Raw genomic sequence first — 20,588 nt, 5'->3', positions numbered from 1 at the left:
CAGCGTAGTTGATCATGTACTAAACATGTTCGAAAATTGTCACTCTCGTTAGTCCTCCGCAAAACTCTACATGTATCTGAAGAGACGTTTAGGACCAGTTCAACGAGGAGCCGATGGGACATGAGCTGTGATCGCTTAGTGCAAACAGATTGATGCGTGTGCAGTGGACTGAGTCCGCAATCTGATTGCCGCCTAGTTTGTCGCGAAAGCCGACGCAATAGAGGCAAGGACGCGGAGGACGGTCGAGCAGCCAGAGACCGCCTACGCGACGCCTGACGGCTTTGCGGAGAGGTTATGAGCGTTACAGGGCCAGCACTCGTCGCGCTTCGGGTTTGGCCAACTCCAGCGCTTCCTGCTCGGTGTTCACCGGACGACCGCAGCCGCGCCCAATCGTTCTCTCGATGGTGTGGCTACCTCGCTTCGATGTGATGCGAATATAGCCTTTAAACATCCCGCCGGGCGCGGGCATCACGCACACCTCGACGGTCTTGTTGCCCTTCGTTTCTTTGAACACCATGGTGGTCTCCGTATTTATGGTGGAGGGATCTTGGTATGAGGGAGGGCTCCTTCGGTCGTTGCCTCTCGCGCCACGCCGTTCTGGCGCGTCTGTCTGCGAAACGTGTGGCTGAATCAGCCATTCATCTCTCGCACATATGCTCGTCCCTTTTCGGTGATCAGGCATCCACCGTGCGGAACCGCCGAAACCAGTTCGCTCTTTTCCAGTTCCGTTTGGATGTCCCACTCAACCATGAGAGGTTGGTCGCTCGCGGCGCGTTCGTTGAGCCCCAGTAGCGCGGCTTTCGCTTTGGCACTGAGTTCTTCTGGCATGCCCGACTCCTTCCTGCCCTCAAGAACCCAACTATGACTGAATACTCCATCCTTGTCAGCGGCGTCATGCTCGACGAAGCGATAGCGCCACTGGGCTGCGACGCTGCTACGACGAAAACCCAGGGAAACGAGTGAGGCGGTCACCTGTCTCAAGCTTTGTGTCCACCATCAATCAAGTTGCGCGCCTCGCGGGCACAGTGGTTCAACACGCGTTCCGCAGTCATTTGCTCCTCGTCCAATGCTTCCACCGGCCGGGTTTCGTTGAGAAGAAATTGTCCCGTGGAGATGTCTTCAATGGAAACAGCGACATCGAAACGCACACGCTCAGGGTTGGTGTCATTTCTCACCGCGTTCATCGAGACGGTAAAGCCTTTGTGCACAAACGAATTTTTCATAGGCTACCTCGTTTGATTGGGCGATCCTAGTATGAGCCCAATCATTAGCCCGTGCCGTTCCTACCGATATTCGTTGACTCGTGCGGGCAAGTAGGGTTTTCGAAACGGGAAGCTGCGTTGTTCATAGTGCTCAAACTAAGCGCGACCGACGCGACCTTGGACGATCCAACCATTCGGTGCGGCCGGACATTCATCTGAGACGGGGACTGCACCGGAATCAGAGTCGCGAACCTATACGCGCTACGATCTGTCGATTCGTTGGTGATGTGGGCGCAAGTCAATCCGTTGGGGGGCGAACGCTCGCGATGGTCGTGTTTCGGTACTTGAAAAGCTGCACAGTACCGTCGGTGAGGTATTCTTATTGATGATGTCTTTTCGTGTTACTGACAGCGTTGGCTGACGAACACGTGTGGATAATCTATGTTCCGTGAAGAAGGTTTTGGCGCATAAATTTACTGAAGCTCGAATGCTCCACTTCATCTTCAAAACAGCAAATGTCCGTCCCAACGAAGTCGCCTGAAGCGCCGAGAGACAAACACCATGTTACGAGGTTATTGCGCCGGTCCGCTTTTTTACGTAGACGAGCGGGCCGAAATAGACAGCATTGCAAGCATGCTGGAACAATCAGGCTTTTCATTTTTCCTTCCACATCGCGACGGTTTAGAGTCCGCTTAGCTCAAACCTGCTGATCGCGACGCGCACCACTAGGGCCAACGCTACGAGCGGAAGCTCGCACGGGCTTTTCTCAGTGTGACGCTATGTCGGCCTACGCATAGTCTCCGACCGGGTCGTCCGGAATCGTGTGTTCAACCGATTTTTCATGCTCTTCTCGGGCCGCTTCGGACGGCGACAAGGGTGGCTCGCCTGCGGGCTTCCGCGCTGGCGTTGGGGTTGCCTCGGCTGTCGGCCGGGACGCCGGCATGGCAACAGACCGTGTCTGATTGGGTTTAGAAGGGAACGTCTGGGTGAAGTTCATATGTTTCTCCATAAAGCAGAAGGCGTCGCCAGGGCGCCGGGCGATCGCTGGCGTACGCGGAGTGGTGCCGCCCGCGCACCTTACCGTCCGCACATGCGTCGTCGCAGCGCGAACATTGACGCCGAAAGTGCGCAGATTCGTCGTCAGCGCGGCACCGGAAGACGATCATCGTCCTGCTTGGGTTTCCAACTCGTGCAAGGCGGCGAGCGTGAAAAACGCCGAACGCGTCAAATGCCGCTCTCGTGCGGCAGAATCGACTCGATTAAGAACGGTCTCACGGAGGCTTATGTGAAGACCTACGACCCTCGAAGTCACCCGTGACATATTGATGTCCAAGAACATCCAGATGCCTTCACCGTCGTCCATTTCAAGCCTACGCAACTCCGACGTGTCGCAGGTAGGAGTTGGAATGAGCTGCTCGCTGCCGTCATACTTCAGTTCCACGATATTTTGCGCGTTGTGCTTCAGCTCTTCCAGCGAGTTTCCAGCTACATCCGCTCCGGGAAAATCGGGGAAGCTGGCACGAAAAGCCGTGGCTGTGTCGCGGTGGACGTACACCGGATATTGCATAGTTGTGCCCCAATTTGCACCGGCCGCTCCCGGATGATTCGTTGCGCAGCGAAACGCTTGTGCTCGCGGTTGTTGTGTGCGACACAGGCATTCATCATGTCCGCCATTAGACGCGCTACGCACGGATATGCAAGACCTTTCTGAGGCGTTATCAACCTGAGGCGAACGTGCACATTACCGACCGAGGCGGGTGACATGTCATGAAGCAGGTGACTGATTGTGGGCGAGTTGAATAAAGCGATGCTACGAGACAAAGCGTTCGCAGGCTTGTGTGCGTTAAGCGAGGCGCGCAATAGATGCCGCTTGAGCGCGAAGTGATGCCGTATCACGCCCTGAGATCCTCCTGAGAAACATAGGCAAAGAGGTTGGCTAGCGTCGCCGCCCGAGGCCGTTCTGCGCTTGCACGTCCGCCCATCTGCCAGCGGGGTTCATGCGAGGAGCGGTTGACGAGAGTCTTGCCTGCTGAGGACGACAGGACGATTGACGAGCTCATGAAGGCTGCTTTCACTGACGGCAGTTACCGCGTCGACTGGCTTCTAGACGGCGAGTCTGCGCTATCCGGGTTTGAAACCCACAAGCCTAAGTCCAGCGTCTTAACCCGATCCATGGCACTATATTATTCCTCTCGAATTCTCGGGGGCAACGCCGGAACATACGACCACGCATGCCTGATGCTGCATCGAATGGCATTCCAATTTAAAGGAATTGTATGGCAAAAGGTTATTGGATCAGCACCTACCGCTCTATCTCCAACCCAGATGCGCTCGCGGCTTATGCCAAGCTTGCAGGCCCAGCGGTCGAGGCGGCAGGCGGACGCTTCCTTGTCCGCGGCGTAGCTGCCGAAGTGTATGAAGCAGGCCTGAAGCAACGCACTACGGTCGTAGAATTCGACAGTGTGCGGGCTGCCATCGCAGCCCGCGACACTGCCGCTTATCAGGAGGCACTCAAGGTATTCGCGAACGCCGCAGAGCGTGACTTTCGCATTGTTGAAGGCGTCTGACAATACACGCCATGCGAGCGCATGGCGCTTGGCCAGTTCAACCGCTTCCACGGAATCTACGCGACGACTTGGCAGCTTGTTCGAACTCGTCCGTAAAGACCCCGTCCATAAGCGGTCGCATCGTCGAAAGGCGTTGGCGCTAAAAAAATAGCGGACTCACGACGCTCGATCTACAAATCTTGAACGCTATCGCACGCGGTGAACGGATCGATTCGGTCGCCGAGAGTCTAGATATTTCGCTTTACGCGTTGCGGCGCCAATACGTTCGATCCATCAATGCGAAGCTCACGACAAGAACTATGGTGAACGCTGCGCGTTCAGCGTCCGAGCAGGGATTTCTGGCAATCGCGTGGGAACGTAAGGTAGGCTAAGTCATACACAGCGCTCACTGCGGAACCCTCTTACGTGAAGATCATGGAATTCCTTTTTTGTTAGCCTGCAATCCGGCGGGGCTAGACGACGCGCAAGTTTTCCCCGACGTTGAGACGGCGCAGCGTACCCCGTTGATGATTAAGTTTCCGCAAGACGAGTGCGAATTTCGACGGGTCGATGTATATCACACGGAGACAACCGCCTCTATCGATGACTGCGCCGCGCCGGGCATTCCCCGGTGGGATCCGTCAACGGTGAATGGCGGATCGCCAGCGGATGATTCGGTGACCTGGGTACGCTTGGTTCGCCGCCTGCCGGCCATCACTGGGCGGAGCACAGCCCACATCGTCATTCTTAGGTATGCTAAATATAGGTGCGAGACGTAGTAAGATCGGCGCAAGGTGCGGCGTCGGTTTAAGCGGTCATTGCGCAGTGGCTTTTCCCCGCGAACGCCTCGCTGACCTTAACGCGCAATTGCGAAGCCCCGACCGCACGACAACAGTAGCCCACTCTTCACGTCGTGTGTCGGGACGTCATCAAGCCGATTGCGCTGCTGTTAGCTTGGGGCCGCTGCGCAACGTCGCAACTACCGTTTCCGGCTCCTTTCGCTTGTCGCTGACATGCTCAATACCATTTTTCAGCACCGATTCGCAAAACGCTAATCGCGCGCGATAGTAGTCCGCGTGCACTTGTGCATCAAGAATTCGTTGCTCGGCTTGAAAAAGCTCCAGACGTAGTTCAGGCAAAGCCTTTTGCGCCTGCTGCTCCACAGTAGGCGCACAACGCGCCGCCCAGTTCGCTATCCATCGCAACATATTGATCTCTCCCGCCGCGTCGCCCTATGTCCGGTCGCTTGCGTCTGGACAGCAGACGACCGCATCCGAGCGATTGATATCTTGCCGTTTACAACTTCCATCTAAACATAACAAAGTTCAGCGTAAAACAATGCCGATCGGCGCATTAAGATCTGGAGTGTTGCGAAAAAGTCTCAGCCCAGCAAATGCCAGGCGTCGCGAACTGCGTCGTGTCCGACTGCGGGAGGATGCTATGCCTGAAAGCATGTTTTTATGTTTTCGATTCATGACGTTGAAACGACTGAGTCGTCTCAGTGGCGGCCACTTCGGCCCGTGTGCAGCAGGCGGACGGCTGGTGTTGGATACCGCTTCGATTAAGGTCGTGACGGCCCAACCAGTTCGGTTGACTGCATGGCGAGCTGCCATCGATGGATCGGAGCTCCCAGCATCGCAGCAGCATCAAAACACGACAGTCCTAAAAATGCACTGGCATGCAATAGACTACCAATTAGCAGAACATTTATGTAAAAAGGTGATAAATTCTATTTATGTCAAATTTAGTTGGGAATATTAACCGTAAAGCGGTCATTTTCAGGCAACGGCGCAGCGCTTTGCAGTGACCGAAGGGCCGGCTCTTGTGCTTCACGACACGAGCGCGTTCCTGTATGAAAGAGAGCACCCCGAACTCATCGGTTACGCCAGCAATACGATAACCGCCGCCGAGCGTCGAGGCCGTCCCAAGCCAAGCTCCCAATGCGGCGTCCTGATGCATTCGAGTCTGGCGGTTACAACAGACGGGTTGCCGCTCGGGCTGACGGCCATCAAATTCTGGAGTCGAAAAGAGTTCAAGAACACCAGGGAGTTGAACCGCAAGGTTAATTTCACGCGCGTACCGATCGAGAAGAAAGAGAGCTACCGCTGGCTTGAGAACCTTCGGCAGTCCACGGCACGACTCGGTGATCCGGATCGCTGTGTACATATCGGTGACAGGGAGAGCGACATCTTTGAACTGTTTTGCACTGCCGGCGAGGTTGGAACGCATTTTTTGGTGCGCACCTGTACTAACAGGTTGGCTGGCGACGGCGAACATACCGTTGCGGACGAGATGTCGGAGGTGCGGGTCAAGGGATTGCATTGGATCGAGTTTCGCGACTCCAAGGGGTGTCCCCAGCAAGCGCTTCTGGAAATCAGATATCGGCGCATCACGGTCTTACCGCCCGTCAGCAAGCAGCGGCACTATCCGGCACTCAAGCTGACCGTGATTCATGCGCTGGAGCGAGGCGAGCCAGTGGGTCGACCACGTATCGAATGGAAGCTGATTACAGACCGGCCGGTGAACTCACGTCTCGAGGCGATCCAAAAGATCGACTGGTACGCGATGCGCTGGAAAATAGAGACGTTCCACAAGATCCTGAAGTCCGGCTGCAAGGCTGAAGAGTCGCAACTGCGCACCGCAAGCCGGCTGACGAACCTGATCGCCATCTTCTGCATCCTTTCATGACGGGTCTTCTGGCTGACCGAACTCAACCGATGCGCGCCGGACGCGCCACCCCAAACGGCGCTTACACAAACAGAGACCGACTTCCTCGAGCGACTCGTCAAAGATACCGCACGCACTGCACAGGCACCTCCGCTGTCACGCAGTCTAATCAAGCTCGCGCAACTCGGCGGTTATCTCGCGCGCGCCAATGATCCCCCACCGGGCAACACGGTTATCTGGCGAGGTATGCATCGTCTCATGGACATCCAGCTTGGATATTGGCTGGGGCGTGAAAATTGTGGGTAATAGTAAGGTCTTCGCAGCAGTTTACAACCCCCATTCGTAACCCATTGTGTGTAAACAATTTTTCATGCGATTGCCCTGGCTGTGGGAAGGATTGGGCGGGTCACTCTACGACTGTCTCGATAATGCCGACCATCACACGCTCGCGAAAGTCATCGGCGACGACCTTGCCGACATCCTCCTTGGTGGCTGGCGACAGTACGGTAAGGCTGATGCACTGCGATGGTTCCAGGATGTCGGGCTCGACCTGCGCCTATCCCGCAAAATCCCAGACGTCTATGGCGGCGAAGCTCTCAAGGCCATAAATGCCGATACCTATCGGTTGCTGGCGTTTGGCATGAGTTGGCCGGCGCTGGATCAATTGGCACAGAAGCACTTCGGGGTCGCGTTGGATGTCGAACGGCGGGGGCCGGGATACCGCAGAACAGATGGCCGCCGCGTCATTTGCGTTCTTTCCGCCCACCAGAAACGGTTTTACATACTGCGTGGGCAACAAGCGCACCGTGTGCCCTAGCGAGGACAACTCTCGCGCCCAGAAATGCGAACCGTGACAGGCCTATACATTTGTCCCGATACTGAATCAGGGCCCGGACTGGCTCGTGCCATATTCGTCATTGACGCTTTTTTTCGTCGCGGCATCTGCGCTCTGACACTGGTCCGTAAAACCCGTTCGAGCGTTTAACGAGCTCGCACGCGGGGGAAGCGCAATGCAAAGTTGCCGGCTTTTGGAACGGTGAGAGAGACGCTTCTGACAGGCAGTTGAAGACGGCGCGAAATCTTTTTCACCAGCTTGCACAAATTAATTTTACGAACATATAATTAAGACGCTGTCAGTAACCTGGGCGGTTCGCATGCTGAATGCGACGCCAGGCGTTAAGAGTCCGAATCGGCGGGTACGCGCACGGAGTCCCGGCGATTCATTTGCTGCAAAAGGGGAGCACGATGCTGGGAATGAAAACGTCACACAAGGCCCAAGCCGCATTCGGGGTCGAGCAGCAAACCATCTACGCGGTGCCTGCGGAAGCGCGTCATGGGCGCTTCAAGGATCTGTTCACAATCTGGTTCGGCTCGAACATCAACATGCTAACCATCATCACCGGTGCGTTGGGCACGACGCTCTTCGGGCTCGATGCCAGATCGACGCTACTTGCGATCATCGCCGGCACGCTTCTCGGCGGCATTCTGATGGCGCTGCATGCGGCGCAGGGCCCGCGCCTAGGCGTGCCGCAGATGGTCCAGACGCGCGGACAATTCGGCGCTGTCGGCGCGATCTTCGTGATCGCGGTTGTGGTCTTCATGTACGTCGGCTTTTTCGCCGCGAATGCGGTGCTTGGCGCACTGTCGATCGCGGATGCGTTGCACATCACGCACGGCGGTCCGGTGCTGATCGCGGTAGGTGCGATCAGCCTCGCGGCGGCCATATACGGATACGACCTGATCCACGCTTACTGTCGGATCCTGACCTACGTGTCCGGTCTTGCACTAGTCGTCGCATTCGTGTGGCTCTTCTACGTGCATGGCGTGCCTGCTGGCGCGCTTGCCAAAGGCAGCTTCACGACGACGGGCTTCATCGGCATGCTGTCCGTCGCGACGCTCTACCAGCTCGGTTACGCGCCTTACGTCTCCGACTACACGCGCTACATGCCCGCCGATACGGGCGTGAAGACCGCCTTCTGGGCCACTTACACCGGCTCCGCACTCGGCTCGATCCTGCCGATGGTGTTGGGCGCAGTGGTGGGCATCGTCGCGGCGAAAGGAGATGCCGTGTCGGGCCTGACCGCGACGATGGGCGCCGCAGCGCTGCCAGTGGTGATCATTTTTTCGTTGAGTATTGCGTGCAACAATGCAATGAATCTGTATTGCGGCACCCTCTCGGTGATCACGATCGCGCAGACGTTTCGCCCCGAGTGGAAGCCCCGCGCCAGTGCGCGCGCCGTGATCAGCACAGTACTGTTCGTCGTCGGCATGGGCGTCGCGCTCGCGGCGACTGAAGACTTCATGCAGAACTACGAGAACTTCATCATGCTGCTGCTCTACGTGCTGATTCCCTGGACTTCGATCAACCTCGTCGATTACTACCTGATTCACAAAGGCCGCTACGACGTGGATGCGTTCTTCAAACCGGATGGCGGCATCTACGGAAAATATAACGGTCCTGCCCTCGCTTGTTATGTGATTGGAATCGTCGTCGAGGTGCCATTCGTTTCGAACGCGCTGTACACCGGCCCCGTCGCAAAGATGCTGCATGGCGCGGACATTTCCTGGCTCATCGGAGTAGCCGCGGTCTCACCCATCTACTACTGGCTTGCAAAGTATATGGGAGGACACCGAATCGTCGCGTCCCCGACCCGTCCGCAGGTGGACTGAACGGTCTGATGCAGCCGCAGGGCAGGGGAACGGCCGGCGGTGTGGATGTTTGTCGTTTAATCTTTCGGCGTTGAACCTGACGCCAGCGAGACATCGTTCGTTGGCGGTCACACTCATGGAGAACGTAGTGTTGGAAGCATTGCTATTGATTGGAGGAACGCGGCGCGCTGCAAACGGCGGCCGGCGCTTCGAACGGCGCGATCCGTTGACCGGCGAAGTCGCGAGCATTGCCGCTGCCGCGGTCGCGTCCGACGCGCTGGCGGCAGCCGACGCGGCCGCCGCCGCGCTGCCGGCATGGGCGGCGCTCGGCCCGAGCGCACGGCGCGCACTGTTGTTGAAGGCCGCGGACGTCTTTGAAGCGTGGCAGGAGCGGCTGGTCCAGGCGATGGTGCTGGAAACCGGCGCGACCGCGGACTGGGCCGCGTTCAACACGCGTCTAGCCGCGAACATGCTGCGAGAAGCGGCAAGCATGTGCACGCAGATACAGGGCGACGTCATTCCGTCGGAGCGTAACGCGTGCCTGTCTATTACGCTCCGCGTGCCGGCGGGCGTCGTGCTCGGCATCGCCCCGTGGAACGCGCCGATCATCCTCGGCGTGCGCAGCATCGCATTGCCGCTCGCCTGCGGCAATACGGTGGTGCTCAAGTCGTCGGAGCTCTGTCCGATGACCCATGCGCTGATCGGCGACGTGCTGCAGGAAGCCGGTTTTGCGCCGGGCGTCGTCAACGTCGTGAGCAACGCGCCCGAAGACGCGCAAGACGTCGTACAGGCACTCATCGCGCACCCGGCGGTGCGGCGCGTGAGCTTCACCGGTTCGACGCGCGTCGGCCGCATCATCGCGCAGCTTGCCGCGAGCGAACTGAAGCCCGTGGTGCTTGAACTCGGCGGCAAGGCGCCGCTTGTCGTGCTGGACGATGCGGACCTCGACGCGGCCGTCGATGCCGCGATCTTCGGCGCGTTCTTCAACCAAGGGCAGATTTGCATGTCCACCGAGCGCATCGTCGTGCAGGAGGCAGTGGCCGATGCGTTCACTGAGAAGTTCGGCGCACGCGCCCGAGCGCTGAAGGCGGGCAATCCGCGTACCGGCAAGGTGCAGCTCGGCAGCCTGATCAGCGAACAAGCCGTCAAGCGCCTGCGCGAACTCCTCGACGATGCGCGCGCGAAGGGCGCGGTGCTGCTTGCGGGCGGCGAAGCCGACGGTGCAGTAATGCAAGCCACGGCGCTGGATCGCGTGACGCCCGATATGCGCATCTATCACGAGGAATCGTTCGGGCCGGTCGTGTCGATCGTGCGCGTGCGGGATGATGCGGAAGCGATCCGTGTCGCCAACGACACCGAATATGGATTGACCGCCGGTGTGTTCAGCCGCGACGGCGCGCGCGGCCTCACTGTCGCGCGACAGATCGAATCCGGCATGTGCCACATCAATGGCCCGACCGTGCATGACGAAGCGCCGATGCCGTTCGGCGGCGTGAAGGCGAGCGGCTACGGACGTCTCGGCGGCCGCGCGGGCGTGCAGGAGTTCACCGAACTTCGCTGGGTCACGATCGAGACGGGCCAGCCTCATTACCCCTTCTAAGGAACACAACCATGCAAATCACTGCAGCGATTGCGCGCGACATTCAGGCGCCGCTCTCCGTCGAGACCTTCGAGCTCGAGGATCCACGCGACGACGAAATCCTCGTCAAGCTCGTCGCCACCGGTATTTGTCACACGGACGCGGCGATGCGAGATCGTCAGTTCCCAGTGCCGCATCCGCTCGTATTGGGGCATGAAGGCGCAGGAATTGTCGAGCGCGTCGGTCCGAACGTGCGCAAGGTAGGGCCGGGCGACCACGTCATCATGCACTATGACTCGTGTGGCGTTTGCCCGAGTTGCGTCGAGCACGCGCCCGCTTACTGCCATCACTTCTTCAAGTTCAATTTCAGTGGCTTGCGCGGCGACGGTTCCGCGACGTTGCGCGCCGACCGCGAGCCGGTCTTCGCGAACTTCTTCGGGCAATCGTCGTTTGCCAACTACAGTCTGTGCCGTGAACGTAACGTCGTGAAAGTCGCCGACGATTTGCCGCTCGACGTCCTCGCGCCAATCGGTTGCGGCATCCAGACCGGCGCAGGCGCCGTGATCAACGCGCTGAAAGTGAAAGTGGGCGATTCGCTTGCCGTGTTCGGTGTGGGGTCCGTAGGTCTCGCGGCGATCATGGCCGCGCATGCAGCGGGCGCGACGCAGATCCTCGCCATCGATCTGAATCAGGCCCGGCTCGAGATGGCACGCACGCTCGGTGCGACCGGTACGATTCACGCAGCCGAACAGGACGCAGTCCAGGCAATCAAGGCGCTGACCGGTCCAGGGGTCGGTTATGCATTCGATACGACAGGCAACGCCAGGATCCTACGTCAATGCGTCGATGCGCTGGCGCCGCGCGGCGTGTGCGGAACGGTCGGCGTGCCGGCCGGAGCCAAAGAGCTGACGCTCGACATCGTCGACATGATGACGCACGGAAAGACGTTCCGCGGCATTGTTCAGGGCGAATCCAACCCTGATGTGTTCTTTCAGCACCTCATTCAATTATACCGGCAAGGGCGCTTCCCGCTCGACAAGCTGATCGCGTTCTACCCGTTCAGCGACATCAATCGAGCGATGAACGATTCCGAGACCGGTAAGGTCGTGAAAGCCGTGCTGCGCTTCTGATTTGAAAGGAATTACAAATTGAAAACTAAAATGCTTTCTGTGGGCGTTGGCGCCGTGTGCGGAGCGCTCGGCGCCGGCGCGCAGGCGCAGAGCAGCGTCACCCTGTATGGATTGATCGATACCGGCATCATCTATACGAACAACCAATCCGGTCATCGGAACTTGCAGCTCTCGAGCGGTTCGACGCAGAACACGGTATTCGGGGTGAAGGGCACGGAAGATCTGGGCGGCGGGCTGCACGCATTGTTCGCCCTCGAGCAGGGCTTCAACTCGAACAACGGCACGCAGGCGTTCGCCGGCGATGGCTTCGGCTCGCAAGCGTGGGTCGGCCTGCAAAGCGACACTTACGGCAAGCTCACCTTTGGCCGCCAGTTCGACGTGGTCAATGATCAGCTCGGGCCGATGTCGTCGAGCTTCAACACATGGGGTGGTAGCCTGGCCGCGCATCCGTTCGAGAACGACAACCTGGCGGCGAATTCGGTGGTGCCGAACAACGCCGTTAAGTACGTGAGCCCGACGTTCTACGGTGCGACCGTCGAAGGCATGTACGCGATGAGCAATGCCGCAGGCGCCTTCGCAGACAATCGCGCTTATGGCTTCGCCCTGTCGTATGCGCGAGGACCGCTGGCACTCGCGGCGGGCTACCTGCAATTCAACGACGCGGGCGGCGGGATGACTGGGGTAAATCCGGGCGGTGCCGTGTCATCCTCGGATGGCAGCGCGAACTTTATCGCCGGGCGTCAGCGTATCTGGGGCGCGGGCGGCAGCTATAGCTTCGGCGCGGCCACGGTGGGGGCGGTCTGGACCCATACGCAGAACGACGACATGTCGAGCGTTCTGTCAATTGGACTCGCTAGCTACATGCCACTTGCCGGCGCGCTGCGCGTCGACAACTACGAGATCAACGGTCGCTATTCGCTGACACCTGCCTGGACAGTATCGGCCGCGTACACCTTCACCGACGGTGCATACAGCGATGGCACGACAAACGCGTCGCCAATATGGCACACCGCGATGCTGCAGACTGGTTACGCGCTCAGCAAGCGGACGGATGTCTATTTGGAAGGCGTGTATCAGCATGTCCACGGCGCTCCCGCCGACTCGGTGCTCGGCAATGCGATGATCAACACGCTGTCGCCATCCTCGACGGGCTCGCAGGCAGCCGTCATTGCCGGATTGCGCCACGCTTTCTGAGAGAACGCGTTGCACGCGCAGACGCAGCAGTGAGATGAATCGGCCCGCTGTACGCGCGGCGGACCGTTCCGGCGCGCGTACAGCTTAGACCTGACGAAGCACGCCGGGTCATGAGGTCCGATCGGTTCATACGATAGCTCGACGTTCGGCGAATGAAATAAACCTTCGCCGCTAGGCCGTAGCAATTATCGCACCGTTGCGACGGTAAATATGTCCACTTGGGGCCCGTCGAAATGACTGTATCGCCCGGTCGGCGCCGAGGTACGTCGTCGCTGGTTGAGCGGGATACCGCAAGCCATTGCACACCCGATAATTTTTTGACTGGAGAGAGCTGATGGAAAACGATCTTGAAGTATTGCGAGGGCAGATTCACGGCCTCGTGGCGGCGCTCAGCGCGCTGGCGTCGGTGTTGCCGCCCGAGGCATCCGCCGATGCCGCGGAACTGCTGAACGACATGATCGCCGCGACCGGCAGTTCCGGGCTGCCCGGTCCGACGACGCAGTCGATGCACGCGACCATGAGCCAGATCATCGGCTCGCTACAGGTGTCGCTGCATCGTTAAGACACCGCGGCCGGCGATCAGCTGGCCGCGCGAGCCGGGCGCTTGCGTTCCTTCGGGACAGCCGGCGCGGTTGGCTTTTCAACCTTCCCGGCCTGCAATCCGCCGACCACGAACGCAGTGAGCTGCTCCAGGGTTTCCAGGGGGTCGCCCGGATTGCACGCGCCGTCGCTCAAGACCTCGAGACGATGGCTGTCGGAGAAGCCATACAGATAAGCGCCGATCATCAAGGTAACCCGCCAGTACAAGTCCTTCTCGGGAAGGTTCGGGAGTGCCTGACGAAGCGCCTCGACGTAAGCCTGAGTGGATTCGCCGTACGCGAGATTGCGCAGCTTATAGGAAATTTCCGGCGGCTCCATGTGCAGCCGGGCGTGAAGGCGGACGAACGCGCCCCCTCCTGGCGAACCACGCAGTTCGAGCATTGGCTGAAGGAAGCTTCGTACCACTTCCTCCACCGTCGGATGGGACCTGGGTTTGCTTGCCCGCAGTTGGCCGAGCAACGCCAGGCGCTGCTCGGAAATGCGCGTGGCGCGGCGTAGAAAGACCTCCTCGAACAGTTGCTGCTTGGTGTGAAAGTGATAAGTGATGAGTGCCTGTGTGACGCCGCACCGGGTCGCCACTTCACGTAACGCCGTACCGGCATAACCGCGGTCGGCGAAATCGACTTCGGCGGCATCGAGGATCTTTTCCCGAAGATTGCTTACGCCCACTGGCCGACCGGGGCTGTTGCGCCGCTTCGGCGCAGCGCGTGAAGATGAGCTGCTTGGTGTGTCTCTTGCCATAGGTATTCAGGCCGTGTGAGAGGCAGGTTCGCCGTCAAGGATAGCGCGCAGGGCATGAGATCAGCTGCGTGCCGGTATTGTACGTCCAGTGTTACGGAGGCAGCCGCTGGCATGGCGAGTCGCGATTGCTTCGCGGCAACCCTGCGGGGGAGGGCGCCATGATAACGATGCCCAGATAGGGAAGGTACCTCCTTGTATTTATTTATACGGACATATAATATCGGCTCACTGGCTATTATTAAACCAATTTTTCGGAAGAGACCAAGAGATGGGTAGAAAACTTCGAATCGGCGTGATCGGCGGCGGGATTGGCGGTGTGGCGCTCACGGGCGCGCTTGCGCGGCAAGGTTTCGATGTCAGCATCTTCGAGCGCGCCAGCGCGTTTGGAGATGTCGGCGCGGGCATCCAGATGACGCCCAATGCAGTCAAGGTCCTGGAAGCGCTCGGCATTGGCGACGGACTGCGCTCGATGGCGTTCCTGCCGCAGGCTATCGTCGGGCGCAACTGGGATTCCGCCAAGGAAATCTTTCGCACGCCGCTTGCCGAAGAATGTCCACGCCTGTATGGCGCGCCGTTCTATCACGTGCATCGTGCCGATCTGCATCAATTGCTCGCGTCACTGGTGCCGCAGGGATCGGCGCAGCTCTCCACGGCCTGTTCCGGCGTGCGGCAGGAGGGCGATGTCGCGGTGGCTACCTTCGAGGATGGCAGTGAATTCGAAGCGGATTTGATTGTCGGCGCCGACGGTGTGCGTTCGATCGTTCGCAATGCCTTGTTTGGCGAGGAAGCGCCGCGCTTTACGGGCAACATGTGCTTTCGCGCGGTAGTGCCGTTCGATACGGCGCCCGAATTCGTCAGCCCCGATTCGTCTTTCTGGCTCGGGCCGAAGGCGCATGTAGTGACCTATTACGTCCGCCGCGGCGCGGCGGTGAATATCGTGGCGGTGACCGAGACCGCGGACTGGGTCGAGGAATCGTGGAATGCGCCAAGCAGCCGGGAAGAATTGCTGACGACGTTCGAAGGATGGCATTCGAACCTGATTCGCTTGTTCGAGCGGGCTGACTCGGTTTTCAAGTGGGGCTTGTTCGATCGCGATCCGATGACGGCCTGGTCGAAAGGACGCGTGACGCTGCTAGGCGATGCGGCTCATCCGATGTTGCCGTTCCTGTCACAAGGCGCCGCGATGGCGATCGAGGACGGTTACGTGCTGGCACGGTCGCTTGCCGCGCACGGTACTGACGTCGCGGCCGCGCTGTGCGATTACGAAGCCGAACGTCTGCCGCGCACGAGCCGCGTTCAGATCGAGTCGCGCGAACGTGGCCGCACTTATCACATGCCGAGCGTTTTCGCGCAGAAGAAGCGCGACCTCGTCTACAAATTCAAGTCCTATCTGAATCCGCACGCGTCGGGCATCCAGGCGGATTGGGTCTATTCGTATAACGCGGCCGACTTTCAGGCGCATCCCGTCGCTGCCGCGTGAACTACGCGGTCCTGAAAATTTACTTTCTATTCCTGACTAACGAAACATGACCGAGAAGACCTATCGCATTGGCCAGATCGTGCCCAGCTCGAATACGACCATGGAAACGGAAATCCCCGCGATGCTGCTGGCGCGCCAGCAGATCCGTCCCGAGCGTTTCACGTTCCACTCGAGCCGCATGCGGATGAAGAAGGTGGTGAAAGAGGAACTGGCGGCCATGGATGCCGAGTCCGACCGTTGCGCGCTCGAACTGAGCGATGCGCGCGTGGACGTGCTGGGCTACGCTTGCCTGGTCGCTATCATGGCGATGGGACATGGCTACCACCGCGCGTCCGAGCGCCGCCTGCAGGCTCATACCACGGAGAACGGCGCGGATGCCCCGGTGATCACCAGCGCGGGTGCGCTGATCGATGCGCTGAAGGTTATCGGGGCCAAGCGGATCGTGGTCGTCGCGCCTTATATGAAGCCGCTGACTGAACTGGTTGTCGACTACATTCGCCACGAGGGATACGAGGTGCTGGACTATCGTGCCCTCGAAATTCCCGACAACCTGGAAGTCGGCCGCCACGATCCCGCCAGATTGCCGCAGATCGTCTCGCAGATGGACACGCGCGACGCCGATGCAATCGTGCTGTCCGCTTGCGTCCAGATGCCGTCGCTGCCGGCCGTTGCCCGCGTTGAAGCGATGACCGGCAAGCCCGTGGTCACGGCTGCGATCGCGACCACCTACGCGATGCTCAAGGCGCTGGGCCTGGAGCGCGTGGTGCCCGGCGCGGGCGCGTTGCTTTCGGGCGCCTACTGAGGGCATGACCATGAGTTCCTTCCTGTACGGCGCCAACGTGCGCGCCAACGGTATCCGCCAACACTATCTGCATTATGGCGGCGCCACTGGTGCGCGCGCAACGCGCGACGCGCTGATCGTGCTTCCGGGCATCACGAGTCCCGCCGTGACCTGGGGTTTCGTCGGCGAGCGGCTTGGTGAACAGTTCGACACCTATGTGCTCGACATACGCGGACGCGGGTTGTCCGAGGCGCACGACGCCCTTGACTACAGCCTCGATGCGCAGGCCGCCGACGCAATCGCGTTTGCCGTCGCACTGGGTCTTGAGCGATACGCGTTCGTCGGGCATTCGATGGGCGCGCGAATTGCGATTCGCGCCGCGCGCCTGGGAGCGCCTGGTCTGACGCGAATGGTGTTGATTGATCCGCCAGTGTCCGGTCCCGGGCGCCGCGCCTATCCGGCGAAACTAGCCTGGTATGTCGATTCGATCAGGCTTTGTAGTGCAGGCGCCGACCTTGACGCCATGCGCACCTTCTGCCCGAGTTGGACCGACGAGCAATTGCGCTTGCGCGCCGAATGGCTGCATACCTGCAATGAACGCGCGGTGCGGGCGAGCTTCGACGGGTTTCAGACTGACGACATTCACGCCGACATTCCCGCGATCGAGGTGCCGTCGCTCCTGATAGTGGCCGGTCGCGGCGATGTGGTTGGTGCCGGGGATATAGAGGAAATAAGCGCGCTGAATCGTCGCGTGGAAATAGCGCGGGTGCCCGAAGCGGGCCACATGATTCCGTGGGACGACGAAGCGGGTTTCCATGCGGCATTCGGCACCTTCCTCGGCGCGCCGCTCGTGTGAAAACGCGATGCATTGAACCTTACATCGGATTGAAAAGGAGAAGCTATGCCAGTCAGCGATCATGTGATGCTTGAAGCGTGGAAAGAAGTCTTGACGCTGTCGAAACTTGAAGCCGGCCAGACGGTCACCGTCTTGACCGGCGCTGCGAGCCATCCGCAAACGGTATCGACGGCGATGACCGCCGCTGCAGCGATGGGCGCGGTCGTCAACCGGCTCGACCTGCCGCCCGTCAACGGCGACAAGGCGTTGAGCCGCGACGCACTTGCCTATCTGGGCAGCACCCCGCTCACCGGCAATCGGGCGGCGATTGCGGCACTCAAGGAAAGCGATCTCGTCCTCGACTTGATGACGCTGCTGTTCTCACCAGAGCAGCACGAGATCCTCAAGAGCGGCACCAAAATCCTCCTGGCGGCGGAGCCGCCCGAAGTGCTCGCACGCATTGTGCCGACGGCCAGGGACCGGGCGCGGGTGAAAGCGGCTGCTGAACGCCTCGCGCGCGCGAAGGAGATGCGGGTGTTGTCCGCAGCGGGCACCGACCTGATTTGCCCGCTGGGAGAATTTCCTGCCATCAGCGAATACGGCTTTGTCGACGAGCCCGGACGCTGGGACCATTGGCCCAGCGGTTTCGTACTCACCTGGCCCGACGAAGGCGCTGCGAGCGGCACCGTGGTGCTCGCTCCCGGCGACATCCTTCTGCCGCAGAAGTCGTATATCACGACAGAGATCCGCCTGACCGTGAGCAACGGGTTTGCGACTAAGATCGAAGGCGGAGTGGACGCCGAGTTGCTGGCCGAATACATGGCGTCATTCGATGATGCGGAAGCCTATGCAATCTCCCACATCGGCTGGGGTCTTCAGCCCCGGGCGCGCTGGTCCACGCTGGGCCTTTACGACCGGGAAGCAACCATCGGGATGGACGCACGTGCCTTTGAAGGCAACTTCCTGATTTCACTCGGTCCGAACAACGAGGCGGGCGGCAGTCGGACCACCGCATGCCACATCGATATCCCAATGCGCAATTGCACTGTACGTCTGGACGGACACGACGTCGTCACCGGCGGCCAAGTGTGCCACAACCCGACTGCTTGACGAGGCCCACCATGCACGATGAGATTGCGACCTATCAGCGCCAGGGTTTTGGCAGCACGCTTGAGCTGTTGCCCCCTTTCGGGATGCTGATCGTCGACTTCGTCAACAGCTTCGCGGATCCCGCAGTGTTCGGGGGAGGCAATATCCCGGACGCTATCGCGAGGACTGTGCCATTGCTCAATGAAGCACGAGAGCGTCGCTGGCCGATCGCGCATAGCAGGATCGTGTTTGCCGACGACGACGCCGACGAGAACATTTTCTCCCTGAAAGTACCTGGCATGCTGACTCTCAAGGAGCATGACTACAACAGCGCCATCGTGGATGAACTCGCCCCCTTAGCCGGTGAACTGGTCGTCCGCAAGACCGTGCCGTCGGCGTTCTTCGGCACGCCGCTTGCCGCCTGGCTGGCTCAGCGCGGCGTACGAACGCTTGTTGTGGCCGGCGCCGTGACGAGCGGCTGCGTGCGCGCAAGCGTGGTGGATGCGATGCAATTCGGCTTCCGCCCGGTAGTGCTATCCGACTGCGTGGGAGACCGCGCGATCGGTCCACATGACGCGAACCTGTTCGATATGGCGCAGAAATATGCCGCGGTCATGGATGCTGCTGTGTTCCTCGACCGTTTGAACGTCCACGCAGACCCAGACAACTAAAGGGGCCGCTTCCCCGCATTGCGTGAAAACTTTTGTGCTTTGCAAATATTATTTTTACGGTCATATAATAATGACGAGGCGTACATGGATTGAAGTGTGGAGGGGCGATCCAGCGACATGAAGCGAAGTGGAGAAGTAAAGAAGTTGTTTTCAAAAAAATATTAAATATAGGATGACTCATTACATGAACAAGACGTTTAAGGGCGGCCCGACCAGGAAGGTCTGCGCCGGTGCAATGATGGCCGCTTCTGTCTGCCTTCCGCTCGCTTTTCACCAGGCCCACGCGCAATCGAGCGTCACGCTGTACGGCGTGATTGATACCGGGATCGACTACGTCAACAACAGTGGCGGAAGTTCTCTTGTGAGGATGCGCGACGGCACGTATGACGGCATCTACGGCAGCCGCTGGGGCTTGAGAGGGACCGAAGATCTTGGCGGCGGACTGAAAGCCGTATTCAGGCTCGAGAGCGGCTTCAGTCTCGAGAACGGCCAGATGCGCCAGGGCGGCCTCGAGTTCGGGCGTCAGGCCTATGTAGGTCTGGCCAGCGATCACCTTGGCACCGTGACGGTGGGTCGCCAGTACGATTCGGTGGTCGATTATGTGCAGCCAATCACGTTTAACGGCCAGTGGGGCGGTCCCTTCGTTCACGCCGGCGACATTGACAACACGGCAAATTCCTTTCGTGTCGACAACGCCGTCAAATATGTGAGCCCCAACCTTAACGGCTTGACGTTCGGAGGGGTCTACGCGTTTTCGAATTCGAATGCACCGGGAACGTCGACGACCGGCATGTGGAGTGCCGGGGCGAGCTATGCCAATGCAAACCTGACGCTGGGTGCGGCCTATTTCTACGCGAAGAATCCTGCGGACCTGTTCGTGGACGGCAATTTCGACGCGAATACGAGCGGGGCCGCTATCGGTGCAAGTGGGCCTTTCAGCTACCTGGGACATCCGAAGAGTCAACAAATCTTCGGTGCCGGCGGCAGCTACAAGATCGGGACCGCCACGCTGGGTCTCGATTACACGCACACATCGTTCGATGACGCGAACGGCACGGAAGATGCCGTTAAATTCGACAATTATGAAGCCTGGGGAAATTTCCAACTGACGGCTGCGGCAACCGTCGGCGGCGTGTATACGTTCTCTTCAGGTAAGGTCGACTACAACGGACAGGAGCCGAAGTACCACGAATTTGGGCTTGTGGGAGACTATAAGTTATCCAAAACAACGGAGGTCTATGTGTTTGGTGCTTACGAGAAGGCCGCGGGCTCGGCGAAAGTTGCCGACATCGTGGACGGTGCGATTGCGAGCGCGTCATCGACCGACAAGCAGTTGATGGTGCGGGTTGGAATGGTTCATAAGTTCTGACCGGACCGACGCTCGCACGACCCGCGCACAAACTGCGCACAAGCTGCGCACAACC

Annotated in this window: 19 protein-coding genes and 3 pseudogenes; 14 read left to right on the top strand and 8 right to left on the bottom strand. The window is 59.5% G+C overall.

Going from position 1 to position 20,588, the window contains the following annotated elements; all coding sequences use genetic code 11:
* Positions 1 to 301 precede the first annotated feature (301 nt).
* The 5 genes from ACSQ36_RS41410 to ACSQ36_RS41390 form a co-directional block, all read right to left on the bottom strand.
* Complete coding sequence (locus tag ACSQ36_RS41410) at positions 302 to 517, bottom strand: hypothetical protein (protein WP_436186691.1); 216 nt, start codon at positions 515 to 517, stop codon at positions 302 to 304.
* A 113-nt stretch (positions 518 to 630) separates the two neighbouring features.
* Positions 631 to 972 carry a hypothetical protein gene (locus ACSQ36_RS41405; RefSeq protein WP_436186690.1) on the bottom strand — a complete coding sequence of 114 codons (342 nt, stop codon included), beginning with the start codon at positions 970 to 972 and terminating at the stop codon, positions 631 to 633.
* Between the two features lie 5 nt (positions 973 to 977).
* Positions 978 to 1,223, bottom strand: coding sequence for a hypothetical protein (locus ACSQ36_RS41400; RefSeq protein ID WP_436186689.1), 246 nt, complete (start codon positions 1,221 to 1,223; stop codon positions 978 to 980).
* A 1,141-nt stretch (positions 1,224 to 2,364) separates the two neighbouring features.
* Positions 2,365 to 2,769 (bottom strand): type II toxin-antitoxin system HicB family antitoxin, encoded by a 405-nt coding sequence (locus ACSQ36_RS41395; protein ID WP_436186688.1) that lies wholly within the window; start codon positions 2,767 to 2,769, stop codon positions 2,365 to 2,367.
* 325 nt (positions 2,770 to 3,094) lie between these two features.
* On the bottom strand, positions 3,095 to 3,262 hold the full coding sequence (locus tag ACSQ36_RS41390; RefSeq protein WP_436186687.1) for a hypothetical protein: 168 nt from the start codon (positions 3,260 to 3,262) through the stop codon (positions 3,095 to 3,097).
* 216 nt (positions 3,263 to 3,478) lie between these two features.
* On the opposite strand from ACSQ36_RS41390, the gene ACSQ36_RS41385 reads away from it, so the two are divergent.
* Positions 3,479 to 3,769: a DUF1330 domain-containing protein gene (locus tag ACSQ36_RS41385; protein WP_436186686.1), complete on the top strand. Its 291-nt coding sequence runs from the start codon at positions 3,479 to 3,481 to the stop codon at positions 3,767 to 3,769.
* 908 nt (positions 3,770 to 4,677) lie between these two features.
* On the opposite strand, the gene ACSQ36_RS41380 is transcribed toward ACSQ36_RS41385, so the two are convergent.
* Entirely contained in the window at positions 4,678 to 4,911 is a 234-nt protein-coding gene (locus ACSQ36_RS41380) for a hypothetical protein (RefSeq protein WP_436186685.1), read from the bottom strand.
* Between the two features lie 619 nt (positions 4,912 to 5,530).
* On the opposite strand from ACSQ36_RS41380, the pseudogene ACSQ36_RS41375 reads away from it, so the two are divergent.
* Positions 5,531 to 6,436, top strand: a pseudogene (locus tag ACSQ36_RS41375) (IS4 family transposase); the annotation flags it as partial.
* Positions 6,437 to 6,785: 349 nt separating this feature from the next.
* A pseudogene (locus ACSQ36_RS41370) lies at positions 6,786 to 7,112 on the top strand (helix-hairpin-helix domain-containing protein); the annotation flags it as partial.
* 12 nt (positions 7,113 to 7,124) lie between these two features.
* Here ACSQ36_RS41370 and ACSQ36_RS41365 read toward each other — a convergent pair.
* Positions 7,125 to 7,274 (bottom strand): annotated as a pseudogene (locus ACSQ36_RS41365) (IS110 family transposase); the annotation flags it as partial.
* Between the two features lie 395 nt (positions 7,275 to 7,669).
* Here ACSQ36_RS41365 and ACSQ36_RS41360 point away from each other — a divergent pair.
* From ACSQ36_RS41360 to ACSQ36_RS41340, 5 genes are all read left to right on the top strand, one after another.
* Positions 7,670 to 9,085, top strand: coding sequence for a purine-cytosine permease family protein (locus ACSQ36_RS41360; protein ID WP_436186684.1), 1,416 nt, complete (start codon positions 7,670 to 7,672; stop codon positions 9,083 to 9,085).
* Between the two features lie 127 nt (positions 9,086 to 9,212).
* Positions 9,213 to 10,664 (top strand): aldehyde dehydrogenase, encoded by a 1,452-nt coding sequence (locus tag ACSQ36_RS41355; RefSeq protein WP_436186683.1) that lies wholly within the window; start codon positions 9,213 to 9,215, stop codon positions 10,662 to 10,664.
* Between the two features lie 11 nt (positions 10,665 to 10,675).
* Positions 10,676 to 11,773, top strand: a complete 1,098-nt coding sequence (locus tag ACSQ36_RS41350) for an NAD(P)-dependent alcohol dehydrogenase (RefSeq protein WP_436186682.1) — start codon at positions 10,676 to 10,678, stop codon at positions 11,771 to 11,773.
* Positions 11,774 to 11,803: 30 nt separating this feature from the next.
* Positions 11,804 to 12,967, top strand: coding sequence for a porin (locus tag ACSQ36_RS41345; RefSeq protein ID WP_436186997.1), 1,164 nt, complete (start codon positions 11,804 to 11,806; stop codon positions 12,965 to 12,967).
* A gap of 334 nt (positions 12,968 to 13,301) precedes the next feature.
* Positions 13,302 to 13,529 carry a hypothetical protein gene (locus ACSQ36_RS41340; RefSeq protein ID WP_436186681.1) on the top strand — a complete coding sequence of 76 codons (228 nt, stop codon included), beginning with the start codon at positions 13,302 to 13,304 and terminating at the stop codon, positions 13,527 to 13,529.
* Between the two features lie 17 nt (positions 13,530 to 13,546).
* Here ACSQ36_RS41340 and ACSQ36_RS41335 read toward each other — a convergent pair whose 3' ends face one another.
* On the bottom strand, positions 13,547 to 14,308 hold the full coding sequence (locus tag ACSQ36_RS41335; RefSeq protein ID WP_436186680.1) for a TetR/AcrR family transcriptional regulator: 762 nt from the start codon (positions 14,306 to 14,308) through the stop codon (positions 13,547 to 13,549).
* Positions 14,309 to 14,576: 268 nt separating this feature from the next.
* Here ACSQ36_RS41335 and ACSQ36_RS41330 point away from each other — a divergent pair, with 268 nt between their 5' ends.
* From ACSQ36_RS41330 to ACSQ36_RS41305, 6 genes are all read left to right on the top strand, one after another.
* The gene (locus ACSQ36_RS41330) at positions 14,577 to 15,788 is read left to right on the top strand and encodes an FAD-dependent monooxygenase (protein ID WP_436186679.1); all 1,212 of its coding nucleotides are present in this window, start codon (positions 14,577 to 14,579) and stop codon (positions 15,786 to 15,788) included.
* A 46-nt stretch (positions 15,789 to 15,834) separates the two neighbouring features.
* Positions 15,835 to 16,590, top strand: a complete 756-nt coding sequence (locus ACSQ36_RS41325) for a maleate cis-trans isomerase family protein (RefSeq protein WP_436186678.1) — start codon at positions 15,835 to 15,837, stop codon at positions 16,588 to 16,590.
* A gap of 4 nt (positions 16,591 to 16,594) precedes the next feature.
* Positions 16,595 to 17,425, top strand: a complete 831-nt coding sequence (locus ACSQ36_RS41320) for an alpha/beta fold hydrolase (RefSeq protein ID WP_436186677.1) — start codon at positions 16,595 to 16,597, stop codon at positions 17,423 to 17,425.
* Positions 17,426 to 17,470: 45 nt separating this feature from the next.
* Entirely contained in the window at positions 17,471 to 18,514 is a 1,044-nt protein-coding gene (locus tag ACSQ36_RS41315; RefSeq protein WP_436186676.1) for a 2,5-dihydroxypyridine 5,6-dioxygenase, read from the top strand.
* 11 nt (positions 18,515 to 18,525) lie between these two features.
* A complete protein-coding gene (locus tag ACSQ36_RS41310) occupies positions 18,526 to 19,164 on the top strand; it encodes an isochorismatase family protein (RefSeq protein WP_436186675.1) in 639 nt (212 codons plus the stop codon).
* A gap of 235 nt (positions 19,165 to 19,399) precedes the next feature.
* Entirely contained in the window at positions 19,400 to 20,533 is a 1,134-nt protein-coding gene (locus ACSQ36_RS41305; RefSeq protein ID WP_436186996.1) for a porin, read from the top strand.
* The last annotated feature ends 55 nt before the right edge of the window (positions 20,534 to 20,588 follow it).

The organism is Caballeronia sp. LjRoot34 (genome assembly GCF_964253815.1).
Taxonomy (GTDB): domain Bacteria; phylum Pseudomonadota; class Gammaproteobacteria; order Burkholderiales; family Burkholderiaceae; genus Caballeronia.
This window is presented reverse-complemented; position numbering and strand designations above follow the sequence as displayed.

Coding starts and splice junctions, on each gene's coding strand:
- ACSQ36_RS41410 (WP_436186691.1), bottom strand. CDS start 517: ATGGTGTTCAAAGAAACGAAGGGCAACAAGACCGTCGAGGTGTGCGTG.
- ACSQ36_RS41400 (WP_436186689.1), bottom strand. CDS start 1,223: ATGAAAAATTCGTTTGTGCACAAAGGCTTTACCGTCTCGATGAACGCG.
- ACSQ36_RS41395 (WP_436186688.1), bottom strand. CDS start 2,769: ATGCAATATCCGGTGTACGTCCACCGCGACACAGCCACGGCTTTTCGT.
- ACSQ36_RS41390 (WP_436186687.1), bottom strand. CDS start 3,262: ATGAGCTCGTCAATCGTCCTGTCGTCCTCAGCAGGCAAGACTCTCGTC.
- ACSQ36_RS41385 (WP_436186686.1), top strand. CDS start 3,479: ATGGCAAAAGGTTATTGGATCAGCACCTACCGCTCTATCTCCAACCCA.
- ACSQ36_RS41360 (WP_436186684.1), top strand. CDS start 7,670: ATGAAAACGTCACACAAGGCCCAAGCCGCATTCGGGGTCGAGCAGCAA.
- ACSQ36_RS41350 (WP_436186682.1), top strand. CDS start 10,676: ATGCAAATCACTGCAGCGATTGCGCGCGACATTCAGGCGCCGCTCTCC.
- ACSQ36_RS41345 (WP_436186997.1), top strand. CDS start 11,804: ATGCTTTCTGTGGGCGTTGGCGCCGTGTGCGGAGCGCTCGGCGCCGGC.
- ACSQ36_RS41340 (WP_436186681.1), top strand. CDS start 13,302: ATGGAAAACGATCTTGAAGTATTGCGAGGGCAGATTCACGGCCTCGTG.
- ACSQ36_RS41335 (WP_436186680.1), bottom strand. CDS start 14,308: ATGGCAAGAGACACACCAAGCAGCTCATCTTCACGCGCTGCGCCGAAG.
- ACSQ36_RS41330 (WP_436186679.1), top strand. CDS start 14,577: ATGGGTAGAAAACTTCGAATCGGCGTGATCGGCGGCGGGATTGGCGGT.
- ACSQ36_RS41325 (WP_436186678.1), top strand. CDS start 15,835: ATGACCGAGAAGACCTATCGCATTGGCCAGATCGTGCCCAGCTCGAAT.
- ACSQ36_RS41320 (WP_436186677.1), top strand. CDS start 16,595: ATGACCATGAGTTCCTTCCTGTACGGCGCCAACGTGCGCGCCAACGGT.
- ACSQ36_RS41315 (WP_436186676.1), top strand. CDS start 17,471: ATGCCAGTCAGCGATCATGTGATGCTTGAAGCGTGGAAAGAAGTCTTG.
- ACSQ36_RS41310 (WP_436186675.1), top strand. CDS start 18,526: ATGCACGATGAGATTGCGACCTATCAGCGCCAGGGTTTTGGCAGCACG.
- ACSQ36_RS41305 (WP_436186996.1), top strand. CDS start 19,400: ATGATGGCCGCTTCTGTCTGCCTTCCGCTCGCTTTTCACCAGGCCCAC.